Origin of the sequence: Streptomyces sp. NBC_01255 (assembly GCF_036226445.1) — a bacterium.
Lineage (GTDB): Bacteria > Actinomycetota > Actinomycetes > Streptomycetales > Streptomycetaceae > Streptomyces.
Genome location: NZ_CP108474.1, coordinates 7,454,913 through 7,474,745, shown reverse-complemented (window position 1 = coordinate 7,474,745; position 19,833 = coordinate 7,454,913). Strand labels below are relative to the sequence as shown.

Below are 19,833 nucleotides of genomic sequence, written 5' to 3'. Positions count from 1 at the left end.
GGCGCGCCCCCACCCCCGTACCAGCCGATCGCTCAGTAGCCGATGGTGAACCGGCGCTGGACGAAGCGGGGCAGCTCCGCCTCGTCGACGAGCGCCACGGCGGCGTCCTCCGCCGAGACGCGGCTGCGTCCCTCGGCGTCCCGGACCGGCTGGTCCTCGCCTATGCGGAAGCGGCCGGTGCGCTCGCCGGGCGCGATGTCCTCGGCGGGGCTGAAGTAGGTCCACCGGCGGTTCGAGGTGCGCAGCACGTTCAGGGCGTCCCGGTGGCCGCGTACCGCCGCCGCGTAGGCGCGGGGCAGCCCGACGGAGTCGAGGGTCTCGTGGAGCCGCTCCTCCGCGTCGGCGAGCACCACTCCGGGCTCGATCTCCAGGCTGCCGGCGCCGCCGATGACGATGAGCCGGGTCCTGGGGTGGGTCTCCAGGGCCGTGAGCAGGGCGCGGGCCGCGGTGGCGTAGACGCCGGCGTCGGCGATGGAGCGCCACACGGTGTCGGTGAGGTCGCGGGCGGCGTTGCCGGGCTGGAAGGCGCTGATCAGGACGTCGAGCCCGGGCAGGACGGCGGCGATGCCCTCGGGGTCGAGGACGTCGAGGCTCGCCCAGGTGATGTTCTCGCGGGTCTCACCGGCCGCCGCCTCGCTGGTGTCGCGGCCGAAGGCCCTGATGTGGTGCCCGCGGTCCAGGGCCTCCGCGACGACGCGGCTGCCGATGGTGCCGGTGGCTCCGATGACTCCGATGCGCATGACTCTCCCCTGTGCTCACATCCACGGCGTGACGTACGTGACGCCGTGCGAAAACTATACGCCGTGAAGTTCACGGCGTGCAGTTTTCCTACACCCCTCAGTGGAGCGGTAGGGTTCCCGGATGACCGGGACATCGGAAGCACGGACAGCGGCCCCACGGGCCGGCCGGGGACGCCGTGAGCGACTACGGGCCGAGACGACGGCCGAGATCAAGGACACGGCCCTGCGGCTGATGACCTCCGGCGGGCCCGACGCGATCACGCTGCGGGCCATCGCCCGCGAGATGGGCATGACGGCCAACGCGATCTACGGCTACTTCGCCACCCGCGACGACCTGGTCACCACGCTCGTCGACGACGTGTACTCCGCCCTGGCCGACGCCGTGGACGCGGCCTGGGCGACCGCCCCCGCCGGGGACCCGGCCGCCCGGATCCTGGCCTGGTCCCGGGCCTTCCGCGACTGGGCCCTGGCCAACCCCGAGGGCTTCCGGCTGATCTACGGCGACCCCGTGCCCGGCTACCGGGCCCCGGAGGGCGGACCGGCCCCGGACGCGGCCCGCCGGGTGTGCACCGGCCTCGCCGGGCTCGCGGCGGCGGCCTGGCCGTATGCCGAACCCCAGTACCGGGACTCCGCGTTCACCTGGTCCGACTTCGACGCCGGGCTCCTCGACAAGGTACGGCCGGCGTTCCCCGAGCTGCCGCCCGCCGCCGTCGCACTGGCCCTGCGCCTCTGGGGGCATCTGCACGGCCTGGTGACCCTGGAGGTGTACGGGCATCTGCGCCGCCAGACCGCGAGCCCGGACAAGCTCTTCCGGGAGGAACTGACCCAGCTCGTACGGACACTGGGCGTCCCTCCGGCCGGCTCCGAGAAGAGCGGGAAGAAGAACTAGAAGAAGCCGAGCGCCGACGCTCCCCCGACCCCGCCGAGCAGCATGAAGGCGGGCATGAGGACCTTCAGCTCGACCCAGCTGCCGGCCCGGAAGCGCATCCCCTTCGGCGGGCCGATCGGGTACCAGCGCTTCCGGCCCACCGGAATGGGCCACAGGATCGGGCAGCCGGAGACCGTCAGGGCGTCGCCGATGTCGTGGACGAGGGCGCCGAGGACGATCGGCAGGCCGAGCCACAGGTACTCCTGGCCGGGGCCGGTGAAGAACCAGTCCGCGCCGTTGCCGGGCTTGTCGAGCACGCCCGCGAGGATCCAGGCGCTGGTCGCGCCGAGCAGCCAGACCAGGACGTCGCTGGACATCCGGGCGGCCCGCCACAGCAGGCCTTCCACGGCGAGGACCAGGTGGACGAAGAGGATGGCCAGGACCGCCCACCGGCCGCCGGTGACCGCCGCGACCGAGGCGCCGGCGCCGATCAGGACGGCCCAGAGCCAGGTGTGGGTGAGGGTCCGGTGCCCGCCGGACCTGCGGGGGTCGGCGGAGGAGCGGGTGGCCTTGTAGACGGCGTACGAGAGCTTGTCGACGATCTCGCAGAGGCCCTTGGAGACCGGCCCGAAGGCGCGGGAGATCGTCGCCGACTTGTGGTCGAGGTCGGGGGCGAGGGCGGCGCCCGCGCAGATGAGAGCCCCGACGAGGAGAACGGGCCACGGCATCGGGCGGTCGAAGGCGGCGGCGGCCGCTCCCACACCCAGCCAGGCGGCCGCTCCGGACAGTGAGTGCGCCGGTCCCATCATGGTGTGCTGCCGCCCCGTTTCTCGTGCGCCGGCGCTCAGTTGACGACCGGTCGACGGACGAGCCTACCGTCCGTGATCAAGAAGGCCTCCGGCCGGTTCCCTCATCCGAGCGGAATCCAGGCAAGATGGGGGGCGTGACCCTTATCGATCGCCTTCCGCCGACCGCCGACCCCGACGCCCTCTTCGAGGCCTTCTCCTCATGGGCCGAGGACCAGGGCATCACGCTCTACCCGGCCCAGGAGGAGGCGCTGATCGAGGTGGTGTCCGGGGCGAACGTGATCCTGTCGACCCCGACCGGCTCGGGGAAGTCGCTGGTCGCGGCCGGGGCGCACTTCACGGCCCTCGCGAACGACCAGGTCACCTTCTACACGGCGCCGATCAAGGCGCTGGTGTCGGAGAAGTTCTTCGACCTGTGCAAGCTCTTCGGCACCGAGAACGTCGGCATGCTCACGGGCGACGCCTCCGTGAACGCGGACGCGCCGGTCATCTGCTGCACGGCCGAGGTCCTCGCCTCGATCGCCCTGCGCGACGGCAAGTACGCCGACATCGGCCAGGTCGTCATGGACGAGTTCCACTTCTACGCCGAGGCGGACCGCGGCTGGGCCTGGCAGATCCCGATCCTCGAACTGCCGCAGGCGCAGTTCATCCTCATGTCGGCGACGCTCGGCGACGTGTCGATGTTCGAGAAGGACCTGACCCGGCGGACCGGAAAGCCGACCTCGGTGGTCCGCTCGGCGACCCGGCCGGTGCCGCTCTCGTACGAGTACGAGCTCACGCCGATCACGGACACCCTGACGGAGCTCCTGGAGACCAGGCAGGCCCCCGTCTACATCGTCCACTTCACGCAGGCGCAGGCCGTCGAGCGGGCGCAGTCGCTCATGAGCATCAACATGTGCACGCGCGAGGAGAAGGACAGGATCGCCGAGCTGATCGGCAACTTCCGCTTCACCACCAAGTTCGGCCAGAACCTCTCGCGGTACGTCCGCCACGGCATCGGCGTCCACCACGCCGGCATGCTGCCCAAGTACCGGCGGCTCGTCGAGAAGCTGGCCCAGGCCGGTCTGCTGAAGGTGATCTGCGGGACGGACACGCTGGGCGTCGGCGTCAACGTGCCGATCCGTACGGTGCTGTTCACGGCGCTGACCAAGTACGACGGCACCCGGGTGCGCACGCTGCGGGCCCGCGAGTTCCACCAGATCGCGGGCCGCGCCGGCCGCGCCGGCTTCGACACCGCCGGATACGTCGTCGCGCAGGCGCCCGAGCACGTCATCGAGAACGAGAAGGCGCTCGCGAAGGCCGGCGACGACCCGAAGAAGCGCCGCAAGGTCGTCCGCAAGAAGGCGCCGGAGGGCTTCGTCGCCTGGAGCGACACCACCTTCGAGAGGCTGATCGGCTCCGAGCCCGAGCCGCTGACCTCGCGCTTCAAGGTCACCAACATCATGCTGCTCTCGGTGATCGCCCGCCCGGGCAACGCCTTCGACGCGATGCGCAAGCTCCTGGAGGACAACCACGAGCCGCGCAAGGCACAGCTGCGGCACATCCGCCGGGCGATCGCGATCTACCGCTCGCTGCTCGACGGCGGCGTGGTGGAGCAGCTGGACACTCCGGACGCCGAGGGCCGCACGATCCGGCTGACCGTCGACCTCCAGCAGGACTTCGCGCTCAACCAGCCGCTGTCGACGTTCGCGCTCGCCGCCTTCGACCTGCTGGACCCGGAGTCCCCGTCGTACGCCCTCGACATGGTGTCGGTGGTGGAGTCGACGCTCGACGACCCGCGCCAGATCCTCGCCGCGATGCAGAACAAGGCGCGCGGTGAGGCCGTCGGGCAGATGAAGCGCGACGGCGTCGAGTACGAGGAGCGGATGGAGCGGCTCCAGGAGATCTCGTACCCGAAGCCGCTGGAGGAGCTCCTCTGGCACGCGTACGACGTCTACCGGAAGTCCCACCCGTGGGTCGGCGACCACCCGGTGTCGCCGAAGTCGGTCATCCGTGACATGTACGAACGCGCCATGACGTTCACCGAGTTCACGTCCTGGTACGAGCTGGCGCGGACCGAGGGCATCGTCCTTCGTTACCTCGCGAGCGCGTACAAGGCGCTCGACCACACCATCCCGGACGACCTGAAGACCGAGGACCTGGAGGACCTGATCGCCTGGCTCGGCGAGATGGTGAGGCAGGTGGACTCCTCGCTGCTCGACGAGTGGGAGCAGCTGGCCAACCCGGAGGTCCAGACGGCCGAGGAGGCCCAGGAGAAGGCCGACCAGGTCAAGCCGGTCACGGCGAACGCCCGCGCCTTCCGGGTCCTCGTGCGCAACGCGATGTTCCGCCGGGTGGAACTGGCGGCCCTCGACAACGTGGACGCGCTGGGCGAGCTCGACGCGGCGTCCGGCTGGGACGCGGACGCGTGGGGCGAGGCGATGGACGCGTACTGGGACGAGTACGACGACCTCGGTACGGGGCCGGACGCGCGCGGCCCGAAGCTCCTCGCCATCGAGGAGGACGCGGCGCACGGCCTGTGGCGCGTCCGGCAGACCTTCGCCGACCCGAACGGCGACCATGACTGGGGCGTCAGCGCGGAGGTGGATCTCGCGGCCTCCGACGAGGAGGGCCGCGCGGTGGTCCGCGTGACGTCCGTCGGACAGCTGTAGAGGAGAGACCGGTCGTGACCAACCCCGCCGAGAGGCTCGTCGATCTGCTCGATCTGGAGCGGATCGAGGTCAACATCTTCCGTGGGCGGAGCCCGCAGGAGTCGCTGCAACGGGTCTTCGGCGGGCAGGTCGCCGGGCAGGCCCTCGTCGCGGCCGGCCGGACCACCGAGGGCGACCGGCCGGTGCACTCGCTGCACGCCTACTTCCTGCGTCCCGGCCGGCCCGGCGTGCCGATCGTGTACCAGGTGGAGCGGGTGCGGGACGGCCGGTCGTTCACGACCCGCCGGGTCACGGCGGTCCAGGAGGGGCGGACGATCTTCAATCTGACGGCCTCCTTCCACAAGCCGGAGGACGGCGCCTTCGAGCATCAGCTGCCGCCACGGCACCTCACCGACCCCGAGAGCCTGCCGAACCTCGCCGACGAGATCCGCCAGCACCTGGGCGCGCTGCCGGAGGCCCTGGAGCGGATGGCCCGCCGGCAGCCCTTCGACATCCGGTACGTGGACCGGCTGCGCTGGACCCAGGACGAGGTCACGGGCGCGGATCCGCGCAGCGCGGTGTGGATGCGGGCCGTGGGGCCGCTCGGCGACGACCCGCTGGTCCACACCTGCGCGCTGACGTACGCCTCGGACATGACGCTCCTGGACGCGGTGCGGATCCCCGTGGAGCCCCTGTGGGGTCCGCGCGGCTTCGACATGGCGTCGCTGGACCACGCGATGTGGTTCCACCGGCCGTTCCGCGCCGACGAGTGGTTCCTCTACGACCAGGAGTCGCCCATCGCGACCGGCGGCCGGGGGCTCGCGCGGGGCCGGATCTACGACCGCGAGGGCCGGCTCCTCGTGTCGGTGGTCCAGGAGGGCCTGTTCAGGAAGCTCTGAGGCTCCGGGCAGGTCCGGTCACTCGAACTCCGTGCCGCCCTTCCTGGTCAGGTAGGCCGGGCTGACCGCCTTGGCGATCGCCCGGCCGCCGACGACCGGGCTGTACCGCTCGGTGGCGGGTCGGATGACGACGCCCTCCCGCAGGTGCGTCTCGCGCCCGGAGACGGTCTCCCGGCCGCTGGCGTGCGCGAGGACCGTGTCCAGGTCGTACGGGCCGGAGTAGAGGCACGGGACGAGGGGCACCTCGCCGGGTGCGAGGACCTCGGCCGGGGTCAGCCAGTGGACCTGGCCGTCGATCTCGGCCGAGACGTCGAACAGCGCATAGCCGACGGTCCCGGAGCGGCCGTCGGCGCCGTACGCGAGGTCCTGGACCCCGGCTCCGTAGACCTCGCCGAAGAACCCGACGCGGCGGGCGCCGAGGCGCGCGGCGAGCCGCTCGGCGACGGCGGGCAGCCCGTGCGCGTGGACGGCGCGCCAGTACAGGTTGCGCGGGTCCTCCTGGAGGGCGAGGCCCTTCGCCCCGTACCCCTTGGAGGAGACCTGGACGCGCCCGTCCTCGGCGTGCCAGGTCAGCAGGCAGGCCGTGCCGTGGAGCTTCTCCGTCAGGACGACGGGCTCGCCGGGCTCGAAGACGTCCGGGTAGCGCTGGAGGTTCTCGATGTCGACCCAGGGCAACAGGTCGGGGGCGGACTCGACGTCGCCGTTCATGGTGGTCGGGACCGGCGGGACCCATTTGGTGATGCCGAGCGTCTCCGCGAAGTCGGTCCCCTCGGCCGCGGCCCGGTCCAGGTCGGCGTCCGCGAGCGCGCCGGGGCGGCACACGATGCCCTGCGACAGCTCGCCGCGCAGCCGTACGGCCTTGACGCGGTCGGACTGTTTCCCGGCCAGGCGGCCGGTCAGTCCGAGCTCGTCGACGAGGGCGGCGGGCAGGATCGCCTGCTCCGGTATGTAGAGGGCCGTGTCGCCGGTCCGGTAGGCGCCCTTGGCGACGACGGCCCGGTAGAGGCCGACCTGGGCGAGTTCCAGGGCGTCGGCGTTGGGGTGGGGGTGGACGGTCAGGACTTCGGCGGTGACGCGCAGTGTCGACATGTCAGGACTCCGGTGGCTCGGGTTTCGCTCTCATCGACGATCACTGTGCCGAACCGAATTTCCCTGGGCGATCGATTTGGCGCCTGATAGCGTCCCCCGGGGTCCCGGGGTCCCGGGGCTACGGTGCGTCGTCGATGCCCGGGAGGGTGTCCTGGACGACCTCGTGGCGACGGGAGCGGATGTCGGGGCCCGGCGGGTGGAGTTTGGCGTCGCAGGTCGGGCCGAGGCCCGTGCGGCGGGAGTCGGCTCCGGTCAGCGGGCGGCCGCAGAGGCGGCAGCACACTCGGTGGGGCTCGTCCTCCGGTGCGGAATCGATCGCGATCGCCAGTCGTTCGTCACCCATGGAGAGATCAAACCCCATTTCGACCAGGAGCGGTCCATGAGCCTGTACGACATCCCCCTGAAGACCCTGACCGGGGAGTCCGTCTCCCTCGCCGACTACCGGGACCACGCGGTCCTCGTCGTGAACGTGGCCTCGAAGTGCGGTCTGACCCCGCAGTACGCGGGTCTCGAGCGGCTGCAGAAGGCGTACGGGGAGCGCGGCTTCACCGTGCTCGGGGTGCCCTGCAACCAGTTCGCGGGCCAGGAGCCGGGCAGCGCGGACGAGATCCAGACCTTCTGCTCGGCGACGTACGGGGTGTCCTTCCCGCTCCTGGAGAAGACCGACGTCAACGGCGACGGCCGCCACCCGCTCTACACGGAGCTGACCAAGGTCGCGGACGCCGAGGGCGAGGCCGGGGACGTCCAGTGGAACTTCGAGAAGTTCCTCGTCGGCAAGGACGGCGGGGTCACCCGCTTCCGTCCGCGCACCGAGCCGGACGCCGCGGAGGTCGTCTCCGCGATCGAGGCGCAGCTCGTCTGAGGCGGCCGGGCCGACGTGGGCCGTAGCCCCCGTACGCCGTCGGGTGACGGTGTCCGGGGGCCGCGGGCTGCTCAGGTGGTACGGGGGCGGAGCCGGCAGCGGGCCGGACCCGCCGCCTGGAGCGTGATCGCGGCCGCGACCGGGACCTCGGCGTCGACGGCCTCGAACGCGTACTTCTGGAGGAGCATCGCCAGGGCGACCACCGACTCCAGCATCGAGAAGTGCTGGCCGATGCAGGCGCGGGGTCCGCCGCCGAAGGGGAACCAGGCGTACCGGGGACGGGCGGCCTCCGCCTCGGGCGTGAAGCGGTCGGGGTCGAAGCGCTCCGGGTCCTCCCAGTAGGCCGGGTGGCGGTGGGTGACCCAGGGGGCGACGATGACGTCCGCGCCGGCCGGGATGGCGATGCCGTCGATCTCGGTGGCGGCGACGGCGCGGCGGCCGATGACGGCCGCGGCCGGGAAGAGCCGCATGGCCTCCTTGAGGACCTGCGTGACGTACGGCAGGGAGTCCAGGTCGGCAGCGCCGGGGGTGCGGCCGGCGAGGACCCGGTCGACCTCCTCGTGCGCCCGCTTCTGGGCCTCCGGGTGACGGGCGAGGAGGTGGAGGGCGAAGCCGAGGGACGTCGCGGTCGTCTCGTGGCCCGCGACGAGGAAGACGAGGACCTGCTCACGCAGTTCGGCGGCGCTGAAACTTCCGTGCTCGGTGCTCTCCGTCTCGGCGAGGAGCGTGAGGAGGTCCTGTCCGTCACCGGGGGCACGGCCGGACTCCCGGCGCTCGGCGATGATCCGGTCGCAGACCTCGTACAGCGCCTTGTGGACGGCGGCGGCCCGGCGGTTGCCGGGGGTGGGCCAGGCGCGGGGCGTGTTCAGCGGGGAGAAACCGCGGCGGAGCACATAGGCGCCGACCTCGGGGAAGCAGCGCTCGACGATCTCGACGGCCGCGTCGACGTCGGTGCCGAAGAGGATGCGGGCGACGGCGCGGAGCGCGAGCCGGGTCATCTCCTTGAGAACGTCGACGGTGAAGGCCCCGTCCTCGTGCCACTCGTCCGTGAGGGCGGTGACCTCGGCGGCGATGGCCTCGGCGTAGCCGTCGACGCGGCGCTTGGTGAAGAGGGGCTGGACGAGCCGGCGCTGACGGAGGTAGTCCTCGTCCTGGCTGGTGAGCAGGCCGTTGCCGAAGGACTCGCGTACCTCCTGGTAGAAGGCGTTGTCCTTGCGGAAGTTGGCCGATTCGCCGGCGAGGACCTGCTGCGCTCCCTCGGCGGAGAAGACGCCGTAGACGGTGGCGCGGATCCCGGGCGGCCCGGCGGTGATCCGGACGACGTCGCCGTGCTCGCGCTGGGCGCGCAGGAAGGTGCCGAGCGAGTCGTTCTTGAGGTCGAACAGGGAGCCGAGCAGTGGCAGTCCCGCGAGGTCGGGCGCTTCGGCCCGGGTGGTGGTGGCCATGATCGGTTCCCCCTTGATCGTCACCGGCGGGGCGATTCTCCCCCAGGAAGTAACCCACAAGTAGGTTGTGTTGAACATCCGTCCGAATCCGGCCGATTGGTCCGGCCCGTGCGGCTGCCGGGCGGCTGCCGGGCGGCTGCCGGGCGTCCTTCGGGCGTCCTTCGGGCGAGTGTCAGTGAGCCGGGGTGACGCGGGGCGGGCCGTCCCCCGCGCCACCAGGACCCGATTCGTTACTTCGCGAGCGCGCGGCTGATCACCATGCGCTGGATCTCGCTCGTGCCCTCGAAGATCGCGTAGATGGCCGCGTCGCGGATTCCGCCTACCGGCAGAAGGCTCACAGCGCCAGGAAGACCCCTACAGCAAGCCCTCTTCCCCCACTCTGCGTGGGCGCTCCCCCGGGTTACTCCGGCTTCCGCAAGCATGATCATCTCCCAGGAATCCCCCAGGGGCAGTGCGCCTGTTCCAAGTGCACGACCGAATGAAATCGGCCCCCCTCCGATCGATGGAGGGGGGCCACCTCGCATCGAGGCCGCCACGGAGCGGGTCACTGTCGGACAACCCCGACGCGCCTATAGGTGAGGGACCAGTCACCTTGCCGGATCGATAGAGGCGCACACCGGGTTCACCCGAACAAGCGAACACATGTTCGATGCGGCCAACATACCCCTACCCTCGCGGCGCGACCGCCACTGACCCACGGGGCGATCCACGGGCGACCTTGAGACACGCCCTGGCGAGAAGGCGACACACTGGGAGCGTGGCGGAACGCACGCCCGGAGAGTGCCAGCTTTGCCAGACCCGGGGCATAGCCTTGGATGCATGTCCGATCGCTACAGAGAGACCCCCAGCCCCGATGCCCTGAACGACGCCATCCGCACCCTGTGGGCGCGTGCCGGCGAAGAGCGGCGGTCACTGACCGCCGACGAGCAGCGGATCTATCGGGTACTCCTGGCGGCCTGGGCCGAGGCGAACGGCGTCGAGCAGGAGCTGGCCGCATAGGATCCGCCCGCGCCGATCGAACCCTCTGACGAACTCATCCAGCTACAGCAGGCCGCCGCCGCCCAGCAGGCAGCGCAGGCCGGCTCCTACAGCGCCGACGCCTGGACCTAGGGCCTGTCCGGCGGATCAGGGTCGGATAGGTCGCGGCGTCTGGTGCGGTGCATCGCAAGGCGCCGGAGCGCACTAATAGCGGAGCTATTCGGGGGTTTCGGCAACGCGGCGAGGTGCCGTGCCAGGCGCCGCGGCCCCGGCCATGATCCGCCGGACAGGCCCTAGGTGCACCCTGGAGGTATGGGAGCACCGATAGTCGTCCACCGCCCCAGCGCTTCCCGCGGCCGCAGAGTCACGGCAGGCGGCGAGATCCTCGGCCTGGCGCACGACGACCACGACCTCGTTGAGTTCCTGCGGCGTGCAGGCCTGCCTGACGCCGAGCGGATCCTCGACGACCCGAGCTGGGTCGAGTGGCGTGGCGGGTGGGCTCATCAGTACGAGGCGGCCTGAGGACGGCGCTCGGCCCCGCCTGCATCGCGGCAACACACCGAGCGGCGCCCCACGCCCGGAGGCGCAGGGGGCGGCAATGGACCATTGTGGTCTCGCACGGACCTTCGGCGTACATCTTCAGGGCGTCGGCCTCGCCCAGGTCGGCGGTGAGGCCCCAGCGGAGCTTGGTGGCCACCCACTCAGCAATGTACCGACAGTGCGCGTCGGAGAGCGGCGGCATCCACTCCCGCGGATCCTGGTCGGCCTTTGACCGGTTCGTGCGGGCAGTGACTGCGACGAGCGAAGCGGCGGCGTCCTGGTCGTTCGCGTAAGCCTCGCGCCGTGCGGGCGTCCATGCGCTCGCGCCAGCTGGCGGGGAGCGTCATTCGAAACGTGCGATATTCGAGCCGCATCTGGGGGCCCTTGACCTGGACCAAACTGCTCAGCAGTGTGGCCTGGGCATGGGCCGTCTCCACACGGGCATTGCCACCTACTTCGAAGTCGCGTCAGGAGGCCAGCGCCTTGCTTGCGGTGCCCCTCCACACCTCCGGGGAGGGGGCGGCCAGACACGGGCCCTGCCCGGGGCGTCACAATCCGCGCCGCACGCTGCCAAGACCCCAGGCGCCGTGACCGCCGCGACCTGCAGCGGATCCAGCTGCAAGTCGGGCGAGGACACTCAAACGCCTGCTCACCTCTGCCTGTCCGCATTGGCCAGCGCGGCGGCGGCCTGCACTCGCCAAGTCTCTGAGAGGTCCGCGGCGTGTACGAGGTGAGTGAGCGCGGCATGCCCGGCCTCGGGATCAAGCTGCGTCAGGGTCATAGCAGCCCACAGCCGGATGTCGCCGCTGCCCTTCCCTACCGTGGCGCTATGGACGAGGCGGGTCAGCAGGTCCCTCCCGGTGGGCGGGTCCAGTCGTGTGAGGGCATCCGTCGCCCACCGATACTCGTAGGAGTCGGCTTCCAGAAGGGGTATTTCAGCGAACTGCCGCAGAGTCGCCAGTTGCTCCTCACGCTCCTCGAGCTCGCCGCGCCCTTCGTGGAGGACGGCCCTCACCTCCATCGCCATGACTCGCTGGCGGAGTGCAAGCCTGGTGTCGGCAGCGAGCAGAGCAAGGGCGAAACTCCCCTCCGAGGGATCCAGTACGGCCAGCCTCTGCGCAGATTGGAGACGTTGATCGAAGCCTAGTGATCTCTTCCTTGCGCTGTCGGCAAGCCGCTCGAGATCCGCCCGGCGCCGGGCCTCTGAACTGAGCCACTCCTGGAGGGCCCGGTGGCGGAACTGATAGGTGCGCCCTGTCACACGCAGCAGCCCCGCCCGATGCGCCCAGGCGAGGAACGGGGCCGGACGCAGCGGTAGCATCCCCCGCGCCCAGCCGACCGCCGCGGATACCCGGTACCGCATCCAGGCCCGGTTGGCGGTCCACGGGGCAACAAACGTCACCAACAGCACCGCTGGGTGCCACAGCAGTACCCATGGGGCAGAGGCCACGAGGGCGAACGCGCTGAACCTGAGGTCATGGCGCAAGGGGTCGCCAGGACGTTGTACCGGCTGTGTGTCAGCTTCCTGGAACGAGAGCTCCCAGAGCAGGACGACGGGTGAGACGAGGGCGTAGACGAGCCAAGCCATCACCCGCACGATCAGTACCATGAGCGTCACGCCAGCCGCGCAGATTGCAGCGAAGCCCCATGTCGCGCCAGGGAGGAGCCACCTGGCCAGGGGAGTGACCAGCAAGGTCGCGACGACGAACGCCTTGGCCACCCTCTTCAGAAGCGGGCCGGTCCGCAGCCCGTCCTTGTTCACGAGGAGCTGCCAGGTCTCCGCGGTGTCCATGCGCAGCAGCTCCCGGGCGAGTCCTGCCGGAAGCCGTGGGCGTACCAACCGGACCGGCTCCACTTCCTTGTGCAGCCCCATACCGCCCACCAGCGCGCCCCAGACCAGGCCGGCGCAGGTCATGAAAGTTACTTCCCGGCTGGTGATCCGGTCGAAGGTGAGCAGCATCTCCGCCAGGAGTGAGAGTGTCCCGAAGAGGATGGCGATGCCGTACTGGATGGACATCACGCGCTTCAGTCCGACAATGGGCGCGAGGCGGTGCAGGAGGATATCGGCGGCCGGGCTGCTGTCGCCCTCCGGAGCAGCGGTGTTCGGGGAGTACGTGGCGATCGTCGTCAGCCACTTCATGGTGCGCTCGGCGGTGTAGTGGTGGTGCGCGGAGGCTTCCACGGCGACGGGGATCAGCCGTTCGAGGAGGATGCGGTCGATTTCGGCGGGGTCCGTGAGGGTGAGGAGGTCGCGTGGGTCGCGGCCGCCCGAGTAGACGGTGGTGGCGAGGTAGAGGCGCCACGGAGTGGACAGAGCGCCTGCTGGAAGCTGGTGGAGGTTGTCGATGACCTCGCTCCAGGCGCTCTTCTCAGCGTGGGGCCGTGCGGCCAACGTGTGTTCCAGGTAGGTGCGGATCTGCCGGGAATCGAGCGCCTCGATAGCGGCGACAGCCGTGGACTCCAGGCCACCTCGTTCGTAGGAGAGGCGTTCGTATGTGTCGCTGCGGCAGGTGACAACAAGCGGAGCCGGGCCGTGCAGCCCGTGGTAGCGGTTGATTTGGTCGAGGGCGCGGGCGGCCCGTTCGGACGAACCCGCCTCGCCGTCCATCTCGTCGAGCCCGTCGAGCAGGGGCAGGACCAGACGCTGGGTGACGAGGTCGTGGGCAGTGCCCGTGCGGAGGCCGTAGGTGTCGGCGACTTGGCGTACGAGCCAGGGTTCCAGAGAGGTTTCTGGATCCCACTCGGCGAGGGGGATCCGTACGGGGACGGGGTCCTCTGGCTGACGGCGGTCGAGGAGCAGCAGGACGAGTTCGAGTGCGAGGACTGTCTTGCCCGCGCCTGCGGCCCCGGTGATCACCATGCGGCGCTGCGGGAGGCGGAGGTAGGCGTCGGCGAGGGCGCCGAGTGTGCCGGGCACCGGGTCACCGGACCCACGAAACACGGTGACGCGTACGGTGAAGGGCACTTCGGCGGCCCTTCCAGCGGGACCCAACAGGCCTACACGCGAGGTGCGTTCGACTGCAGCGACCTTCTGGGCGAGGAGTGCGGCGCGTTTGAGCAGCGCGGCGTCCGGTGGCTCCGCGTAGTAGGCGATGCGGTCAGCGTGGCCTACGGCGACCGCGCCGTGTGAAGCGATGATCGCGGTCTGAGCGCGGAAGGGCGGGTCCATATGAGGGGGGACTCGTGCTGCCCCCTCACCTTCGGCCAAACTCCGAGCTTGAGTGTCGCCGGGCGCGCTCAGCCCTCGTGCGGGCCCGGCTGCAGAGGGTTATTGATCGTGACGTCCCCCATGCGCAGGGCTGCTGCGGAGCCGTGGTCGGCGCGAATGTCCACGCGGCCACTGACAGCTGCACCGCCGTCTCCCGCCGACGCCCCCCAGCCCGTGTGTGTGTTGAGCAGTACTCGCAGCGCCTCAGCGGACTGCTCGCGCTCGCTCTCACGCAGCTGTTCAAGCACGGTCTCGAACCGCGCCTGCCAGACAGCCTGCTGCCCGATCGTCGTCCGCTCGAGCTCAGCGTCAGAGGCTGCGGCGAGGACGACCGAAGTGTCGTCCAGCCGCTCCAACAGAGCGCGCTCGCGTTCCTGATCCCCTTGCCCGAACCACCCGGCCAGGGCCTGCTGAAGCCCCTGCCACGCGCTCGTCCCAGCCGCCTGCACCACTGCTGTGCCCCCGGCAGCGGCCAGCGCCGTCAACGCCTCCCCCAGCATCCCCGCCCCCTGCTCACTCGTATCCACATACTCACAACATGTACGCCCGAAGAACGTACTTGCCCAACCATCCGGCCGCAGCACCTTCACCAAAGACCTCAGATCTCCGATGGTTGCACTCGATGCAACATTGAGGCATCAGATACACCTCCCCAGGCGCAGCACCGAACTTGATCCGCTGGACGAGTGATAGCCCCCCAGGCTGCACAGAGCCGTCAGCAGCTGGCGCGGAATGGTGCGTCTAGCCCATCTCCGCCTACTTGGAGTCCCAGGCCTCGGCCAGGGGTACGAGGTGGTCAAGGTCCAACTTGCCCGGGTCGGTGACGAACTGGCCGTCGTAGTAGCTCAGCCACTCGCCCCCGGACAGCTTGCCGATCTTGGACACCCTCGTTCTCGTCTCCGCAGGCATCCCTTGGACCACACCACCAGGAGGAACCAGTGTCATACCCGCAACTACTCACCCCCGAGGAGAAACTCGCCGACGCGAAGAAGCTGTTGAGCCTCCCGCGTATCGTCGTGATCTGCGGGTCCACCCGCTTCATGACCGAGATGACCGAGGCCGATCTGCGGGAGACCAAAGCCGGAAAGATTGTCGTCAAACCGGGCTGTGACATGAAGTCGCCGCACGCATTTTGGTCCGCTCCTGTCGAGGCCGAGGCGCTGAAGGTTCGACTCGACGATCTACACCGAGCGAAGATCCGGCTCGCTGATGAGGTGCTCGTAGTCGGCGACTACATCGGAGACAGCACCCGAGCCGAAATCGCCTACGCCCGGTCGCTGGGCAAGCCCGTGCGGTTCACGCACCCCGAAGTCGACCCTGACGCTTGACCGCAGTGCGCCCCCTCCTGCCCGATGGTTCACGGGCATAAAGCAGGAGGCGCCGACGCAGGACGTGGAGGCGCAGGTGTTGCTGCGTCGGCTGCTGTACGCCCGCCGGACCGAGTCCGTAGACCTGGTGAATTCGGTGTGTCGTGAGATCGCCGAGCTGGCCGGTGTGAGCCCGCGCCTTCAGGACCGGCTGGACGTCGCCCTGCGCAATGCTTTCCTCTGACTGGAGAGGGGGGCCGAGACCCGCCGGAAGCTGTTTGGCGACCTGGACGAGGCCGTGGCCGGCCGGAGGACCAAGAGGGTCAAAGCGCTCCTGCCGGAAGTCAAAGCGGCTGGCAAAGCGGGCAGGAGCGAGGAGGAGGAGCACGCTGTCCGTGCGGCCGCCGATTACCTGGCCGCGGTCGTGTCGGCCGCGACGGAGCGTCTGGACGCTCTCCTCGATGACATCAGCCGCCTGCCCGCGAACACGGACCCATGGGTCCTGAGGTCCAATGTCGAGCATCTGTTTCAGAGGGCCGCCGAGATCGGCAAGGTCGGGGAGCATCGGCAGGCCCAGGTCGAGCTGTGGGGTGAAGGTCTCCGGTATGTGCGTTTCCGCCGCGGACGCCCACGTCGCTCGGGTCGGGAATGCGTGTGCCGCTGCATCAGCAGGTTGGCAGGGCGTAGTGGACTGCGAGGCCATGTCCGCGTTGCATGGCGGGCTGTGGCCAGAAGTGCGTCGTCATCGGCGGAAGTCGTGTCGGGCAGGTGCGGCATGTTCCGCATGACGAACGGTTGCGGCCCATCATCGACGAGCGTGAAGAACAGCAGAGGGAGCAGCAGGGGGAGGTCCGGACTATGTGGCAGGTGGGCAGGGCGTGGCACCAGGCGCAGGCTGATCAGGTGGCGGAGGCGGGGTGCGAACTCGCGGATGCCACGGCAGGGTACGGCTGGAGCGCGACGGCCGTCGGCGATGACGGTGCGGCTGGCCCGTTCGTGTTCGGGCGGGCCGCACCGGTGTGCTGGGGGCGGAGTCAGTTGACGGGGTGGAGGGGGATGTCGAGGTAGGACTCGGTGCCCTTGGGGGAGGTGATGTCGATGGTGAACACCGGGGTGGTGGTGTTGGGTGCGGTGAAGAAGGGGTCGTGGGTGTCGATGACCAGCTGGAGCTGGTGGCCCTTGGCCAGGACGTAGTCGGCGGGCTGGAGGGGGAAGGTCGCGGTGGTGGCCTGGCCCGCCTGGTCGGCGGTGAAGGTGTAGGGGGCGTGGGTGACGATGTGCGCCCTGCCGGTGGCCGGGTTGTGGTCCAGCAGGTAGGCGACGATCGTGGCGTCCGGCTGCTGCGGCTTCACGGTCACCCGCAGTTCCAGATCGCCCCGTACATGCGCGGCCTGTTCCAGCGGCGCGGTGGCGAAGACCGCCGCGAGGCCGCGGTCGATGTCGGCCGTCTTGTAGACGTGGGGCAGGCCCAGGCGTTCGGCCAGGCCGGTCTGGATGAGCTGGGGGGCGACGACGATGTCGGTGCCCGTGCCGGTGGCCTTCAGCGAACGGGTCCAGCCCGCCGCCGCGGCGCCCTCGACCAGCTGGCCGTCGCTCTGCCCGGAAGCCGCGTCGGCGAGGTGGAACCGCTTCTTCGGCAGGGCGTAGTCGGCCCAGGAGGCGTGGCGGAGGTCGGAAAGGGGGTTGAACATGTACTCCGAGCGGACGTCGAACCGTGGAGTCAGCCCGTCGCCGGCGCTGCCGCCGAGGTGGTGGTCCATCCAGCGGTAGGTCATGTCCGTGGGCTTGGCGGACAGGCCGATCAGGCCCGGGAGTTCGGCGTTGCCGTGGTCGCCGACCTGGACGAGGAGGGTCTTGGGTCCGGTCAGACGGTTGTGGAAGTCGATGACGGCGGGTACCGAGAAGATGGTCTCGTGCCAGGTGGTGGTCAGGAGGATGGGCGTTGCCGCGTCGTTGAACGCCTTGAGGTTGTTCTTGGGCGACCGTGCCTCGGCGAACTTCTTGACCTGGTCGTCGATGGTGTTGGCGCGGATCTTCTGGATGATCTCGCGGAACTCCTGCGAGCACCGGTCCTCGCCGAAGAGCTGTACGAGGGCCTCGAACGCCTTGAGGTGGCGGGTGCCGTTCTCGTAGAGGGAGGCGAACAGGTCGGTCCAGGCGCTGGCGCCCGCGACGGCCTTGATCCGCTGGTCCTTCGCGGCCGCGAGCAGGCTCGTGCCGGCGCCGTAGGAGGCGCCGAAGAAGCCGATCCGGTCCGCGTCGACCCCGTCCTGCTGGATCAGCCAGTTGATCACCTCGGTGGCGTCGGCGACGTCCTGCGGACCGGCGACGTGGATCTCGCCCGTGGACTTGGCCAGACCGCGCTGGCTGTAGGCAAGGACGACGTAGCCGCCCTTCGCCCAGCGGGAGATCATGCCGAGGTAGGCCCGGTGCCCGATGCTGATCAGGGGGGCGGGCAGGACGACCACGGGGCAGGTCTGCCCGGGGGCGAGGTTCTTCGGGACGCTCAGCGACGCGTCCAGGACCGTCCCGTCCGCCATCGCGAGGGAGACCTCCGAGTACGCGGCGGTCTCCGCGTACACCTCGTACTCGTCGGCCAGACCCCACTGGTCCAGACGGCCGATCCGCCGCGGCGCCGGGTCCAGCAGCGCCTCACGGATCGCGTCCAGCTTGGCGAGGTCGTCGGCGCCGAGCGCGAAAAAGGTCTCAGGGGTTCCGTCAACAGACATGGCTGTACCCACCTTCTGCGAAATAGGGATGGCGACAAAGTGCCGGATACATACTCACATCGCCAAGATCACCTCGGGGAGGCGTTCCACGCCGGCCCACCCGAATGAATGAAGGGCGCCGTGCAAACCTTCAGGCGGACAACAGGCCGGAGGTTGGCCGAAGATGGCCGGGCGCAGCCGAAGGCGCCAGCCGGGAGCTCACGCGCGCCGTCCAAGCCCTTGACGGTGACGTTCCTGCGGCCCGCGTCCGCGCACTCGCATCTTCGTACGTATCCAAGCTGCGTTCTTGAACCTCCTGAAGATCGAGTTGTAGGCCATCCGAGGCGATCGGGCAGCTGGCTGGCGGCGCAGGTCCGTCCGGCATCTGCGCTGGCCTATCGGCTTTTTCTTTATGTGTGTCGCCCGCCGACGCATCACTTCCAGAGCACCTCCAAACCCTTGACCGGGCCGCGCTCCGATGACGATGTACGCGCGCCTAGGGACTGGGGGCGGGGTCTTTTGCGCTGCGGGCTCTGGGCAGCGTGATGCCGTGGTCTTGTGCGGCCGTTCCGGGACGGAGCGTCCAGGGCACGGTGCCGGTACTCGTGAGCCAGTCGTTTGCCAGAAGCCGTTGGACGATGAATCCGCGAAGCTGGTGGGTGACGTCCCAGCCCATGCCTTGCCCGAGCTGGCGGAACGAGGGTCCGTGGCCATGCTGGGTGCGGAAGGTCACGGTGAACGCGGCTGCCTGCGGACCTCGGTCTGGATGTCCTTCCTTCCACTGCCCGTAGAGGCTCTTGGTCTGCTTCGACATGAACTGGGGACGGGAAGGCACCGTGAACGCCTCGGCGACCAGTGCCGGGGTGAGCCCGCACAGGCCGCAGGTCTCGATGCTCTCGACATGCCGCCGGAGGGCGGGGGTCGCCGCGTCTTTCCACTGGGCCCACGCGTCAGCGTTGAACTGGAACCCGCGTGCCGCCTTGGCCGGAGTGTGGGGGAACGCTCGCTTCTCTTCGTCGGTGGGGGGCCGCATGCCCGCGAGGTGACGTACCTGGGGGTCGAGACGGTAGCGGTCGTCGGACAGTTCAGTGAGGAAGCCCTTCTCCAGGAGCATGGGGAGGGCGTGCCGGCAGGCTGCTGGCAGGTGAGACGGGGGTGGTCCGAGGAGCCGGGCGGTGCTGTGGGCGGCGAGGAACAGGCCGGCCAGACGTGCGGCGGGCGGGAGTTTCCTGACCGGCTTGGCGGACAGGGTCTTCGTGGTCCATCCCGATACGCGCGAGCGGGCCTGCTTCCCGAACGGCAGGGGATGACCGGCGCCGTCGGCCAGCTCAGGGACGGTGACGGGAGTCGGCGGCGCGGTGGGATCGCTGCTGAAGACCGTGTCGGCCAGTTGCCACCCCAGACCCCGCAGGGCGTTCACGGCTTCACGGGCGTCGCCCAACCGCAGTGCGGCCAGGTCCTGGCCGGTGATGTTGCCGACGCCTCCGCGTGCCGCCCGGATGGCCACCACCACCGCGAGGAGCTGCGCGTCAGGTCCAGGCAGAGGCAGTGAAGCGACGTAGGAGAGCAGCGTGCGGGCTGCTTCTCCTTGCTGCTGCGAGAGAACGAAGGGGAGCTGCTCGGGTTTCCTGTCCGCGGCTGCACCGGCGCTGGCCGCGTTCGACGCTGATGTTGGCATGCCTCACCCAACGTGCGCAGACAGCAGGAGTTACGAGCGGCGCACCGGCTCAGGCAGCCTCCGGACGTGCGACGT

At 69.8% G+C, this 19,833-nt stretch carries 17 protein-coding genes and 3 pseudogenes; 8 read left to right on the top strand and 12 right to left on the bottom strand.

Annotated features, from left to right (window positions below):
* Positions 1-32: 32 nt before the first annotated feature.
* Positions 33-740 carry an NAD(P)-dependent oxidoreductase gene (locus OG357_RS33965; protein WP_329624753.1) on the bottom strand — a complete coding sequence of 236 codons (708 nt, stop codon included), beginning with the start codon at positions 738-740 and terminating at the stop codon, positions 33-35.
* 121 nt (positions 741-861) lie between these two features.
* Here OG357_RS33965 and OG357_RS33960 point away from each other — a divergent pair, with 121 nt between their 5' ends.
* Positions 862-1,629, top strand: coding sequence for a TetR/AcrR family transcriptional regulator (locus tag OG357_RS33960; protein ID WP_329624752.1), 768 nt, complete (start codon positions 862-864; stop codon positions 1,627-1,629).
* Here OG357_RS33960 and OG357_RS33955 read toward each other — a convergent pair.
* On the bottom strand, positions 1,626-2,417 hold the full coding sequence (locus OG357_RS33955; protein ID WP_329624751.1) for a metal-dependent hydrolase: 792 nt from the start codon (positions 2,415-2,417) through the stop codon (positions 1,626-1,628). The two genes, OG357_RS33960 and OG357_RS33955, sit on opposite strands and share 4 nt — an antisense overlap.
* A 134-nt stretch (positions 2,418-2,551) precedes the next feature.
* Between OG357_RS33955 and OG357_RS33950 the strand changes: the two genes are divergently transcribed.
* Entirely contained in the window at positions 2,552-5,065 is a 2,514-nt protein-coding gene (locus OG357_RS33950) for a DEAD/DEAH box helicase (RefSeq protein WP_329624750.1), read from the top strand.
* A 14-nt stretch (positions 5,066-5,079) separates the two neighbouring features.
* Positions 5,080-5,943: an acyl-CoA thioesterase gene (locus OG357_RS33945; protein WP_329624749.1), complete on the top strand. Its 864-nt coding sequence runs from the start codon at positions 5,080-5,082 to the stop codon at positions 5,941-5,943.
* A gap of 18 nt (positions 5,944-5,961) precedes the next feature.
* Here OG357_RS33945 and OG357_RS33940 read toward each other — a convergent pair whose 3' ends face one another.
* Both OG357_RS33940 and OG357_RS33935 read right to left on the bottom strand, forming a co-directional pair.
* A complete protein-coding gene (locus OG357_RS33940; RefSeq protein ID WP_329624748.1) occupies positions 5,962-7,032 on the bottom strand; it encodes an RNA ligase (ATP) in 1,071 nt (356 codons plus the stop codon).
* Positions 7,033-7,150: 118 nt separating this feature from the next.
* Positions 7,151-7,375: a DUF6011 domain-containing protein gene (locus OG357_RS33935; protein ID WP_329624747.1), complete on the bottom strand. Its 225-nt coding sequence runs from the start codon at positions 7,373-7,375 to the stop codon at positions 7,151-7,153.
* A 36-nt stretch (positions 7,376-7,411) separates the two neighbouring features.
* On the opposite strand from OG357_RS33935, the gene OG357_RS33930 reads away from it, so the two are divergent.
* Complete coding sequence (locus OG357_RS33930) at positions 7,412-7,894, top strand: glutathione peroxidase (protein ID WP_329624746.1); 483 nt, start codon at positions 7,412-7,414, stop codon at positions 7,892-7,894.
* A 71-nt stretch (positions 7,895-7,965) separates the two neighbouring features.
* Here OG357_RS33930 and OG357_RS33925 read toward each other — a convergent pair whose 3' ends face one another.
* The gene (locus OG357_RS33925) at positions 7,966-9,339 is read right to left on the bottom strand and encodes a cytochrome P450 (protein WP_329624745.1); all 1,374 of its coding nucleotides are present in this window, start codon (positions 9,337-9,339) and stop codon (positions 7,966-7,968) included.
* Between the two features lie 230 nt (positions 9,340-9,569).
* Positions 9,570-9,650 (bottom strand): annotated as a pseudogene (locus OG357_RS33920) (acyl-CoA dehydrogenase family protein); the annotation flags it as partial.
* 508 nt (positions 9,651-10,158) lie between these two features.
* Here OG357_RS33920 and OG357_RS33915 point away from each other — a divergent pair.
* The gene (locus OG357_RS33915) at positions 10,159-10,338 is read left to right on the top strand and encodes a hypothetical protein (RefSeq protein ID WP_329624744.1); all 180 of its coding nucleotides are present in this window, start codon (positions 10,159-10,161) and stop codon (positions 10,336-10,338) included.
* A gap of 291 nt (positions 10,339-10,629) precedes the next feature.
* Entirely contained in the window at positions 10,630-10,839 is a 210-nt protein-coding gene (locus OG357_RS33910) for a hypothetical protein (protein WP_329624743.1), read from the top strand.
* Between the two features lie 67 nt (positions 10,840-10,906).
* Here the strand turns inward: OG357_RS33910 and OG357_RS33905 are convergent.
* The 4 genes and pseudogenes from OG357_RS33905 to OG357_RS33890 all read right to left on the bottom strand — a co-directional run.
* Positions 10,907-11,188: pseudogene (locus tag OG357_RS33905) on the bottom strand (HNH endonuclease); the annotation flags it as partial.
* Between the two features lie 318 nt (positions 11,189-11,506).
* Complete coding sequence (locus tag OG357_RS33900; protein ID WP_329624742.1) at positions 11,507-14,026, bottom strand: NACHT domain-containing protein; 2,520 nt, start codon at positions 14,024-14,026, stop codon at positions 11,507-11,509.
* 68 nt (positions 14,027-14,094) lie between these two features.
* Positions 14,095-14,565: a hypothetical protein gene (locus tag OG357_RS33895; RefSeq protein ID WP_329624741.1), complete on the bottom strand. Its 471-nt coding sequence runs from the start codon at positions 14,563-14,565 to the stop codon at positions 14,095-14,097.
* A gap of 262 nt (positions 14,566-14,827) precedes the next feature.
* Positions 14,828-14,935, bottom strand: a pseudogene (locus OG357_RS33890) (HNH endonuclease); the annotation flags it as partial.
* A gap of 68 nt (positions 14,936-15,003) precedes the next feature.
* Here OG357_RS33890 and OG357_RS33885 point away from each other — a divergent pair.
* Both OG357_RS33885 and OG357_RS33880 read left to right on the top strand, forming a co-directional pair.
* Entirely contained in the window at positions 15,004-15,393 is a 390-nt protein-coding gene (locus tag OG357_RS33885; RefSeq protein WP_329624740.1) for a hypothetical protein, read from the top strand.
* A gap of 64 nt (positions 15,394-15,457) precedes the next feature.
* The gene (locus tag OG357_RS33880; RefSeq protein WP_329624739.1) at positions 15,458-15,616 is read left to right on the top strand and encodes a hypothetical protein; all 159 of its coding nucleotides are present in this window, start codon (positions 15,458-15,460) and stop codon (positions 15,614-15,616) included.
* Between the two features lie 790 nt (positions 15,617-16,406).
* Here the strand turns inward: OG357_RS33880 and OG357_RS33875 are convergent.
* Together OG357_RS33875 and OG357_RS33870 are read right to left on the bottom strand one after the other, a co-directional pair.
* Entirely contained in the window at positions 16,407-18,101 is a 1,695-nt protein-coding gene (locus tag OG357_RS33875; RefSeq protein ID WP_329624738.1) for an alpha/beta fold hydrolase, read from the bottom strand.
* 475 nt (positions 18,102-18,576) lie between these two features.
* The gene (locus OG357_RS33870; protein ID WP_329624737.1) at positions 18,577-19,758 is read right to left on the bottom strand and encodes a hypothetical protein; all 1,182 of its coding nucleotides are present in this window, start codon (positions 19,756-19,758) and stop codon (positions 18,577-18,579) included.
* Positions 19,759-19,833: the final 75 nt, after the last annotated feature.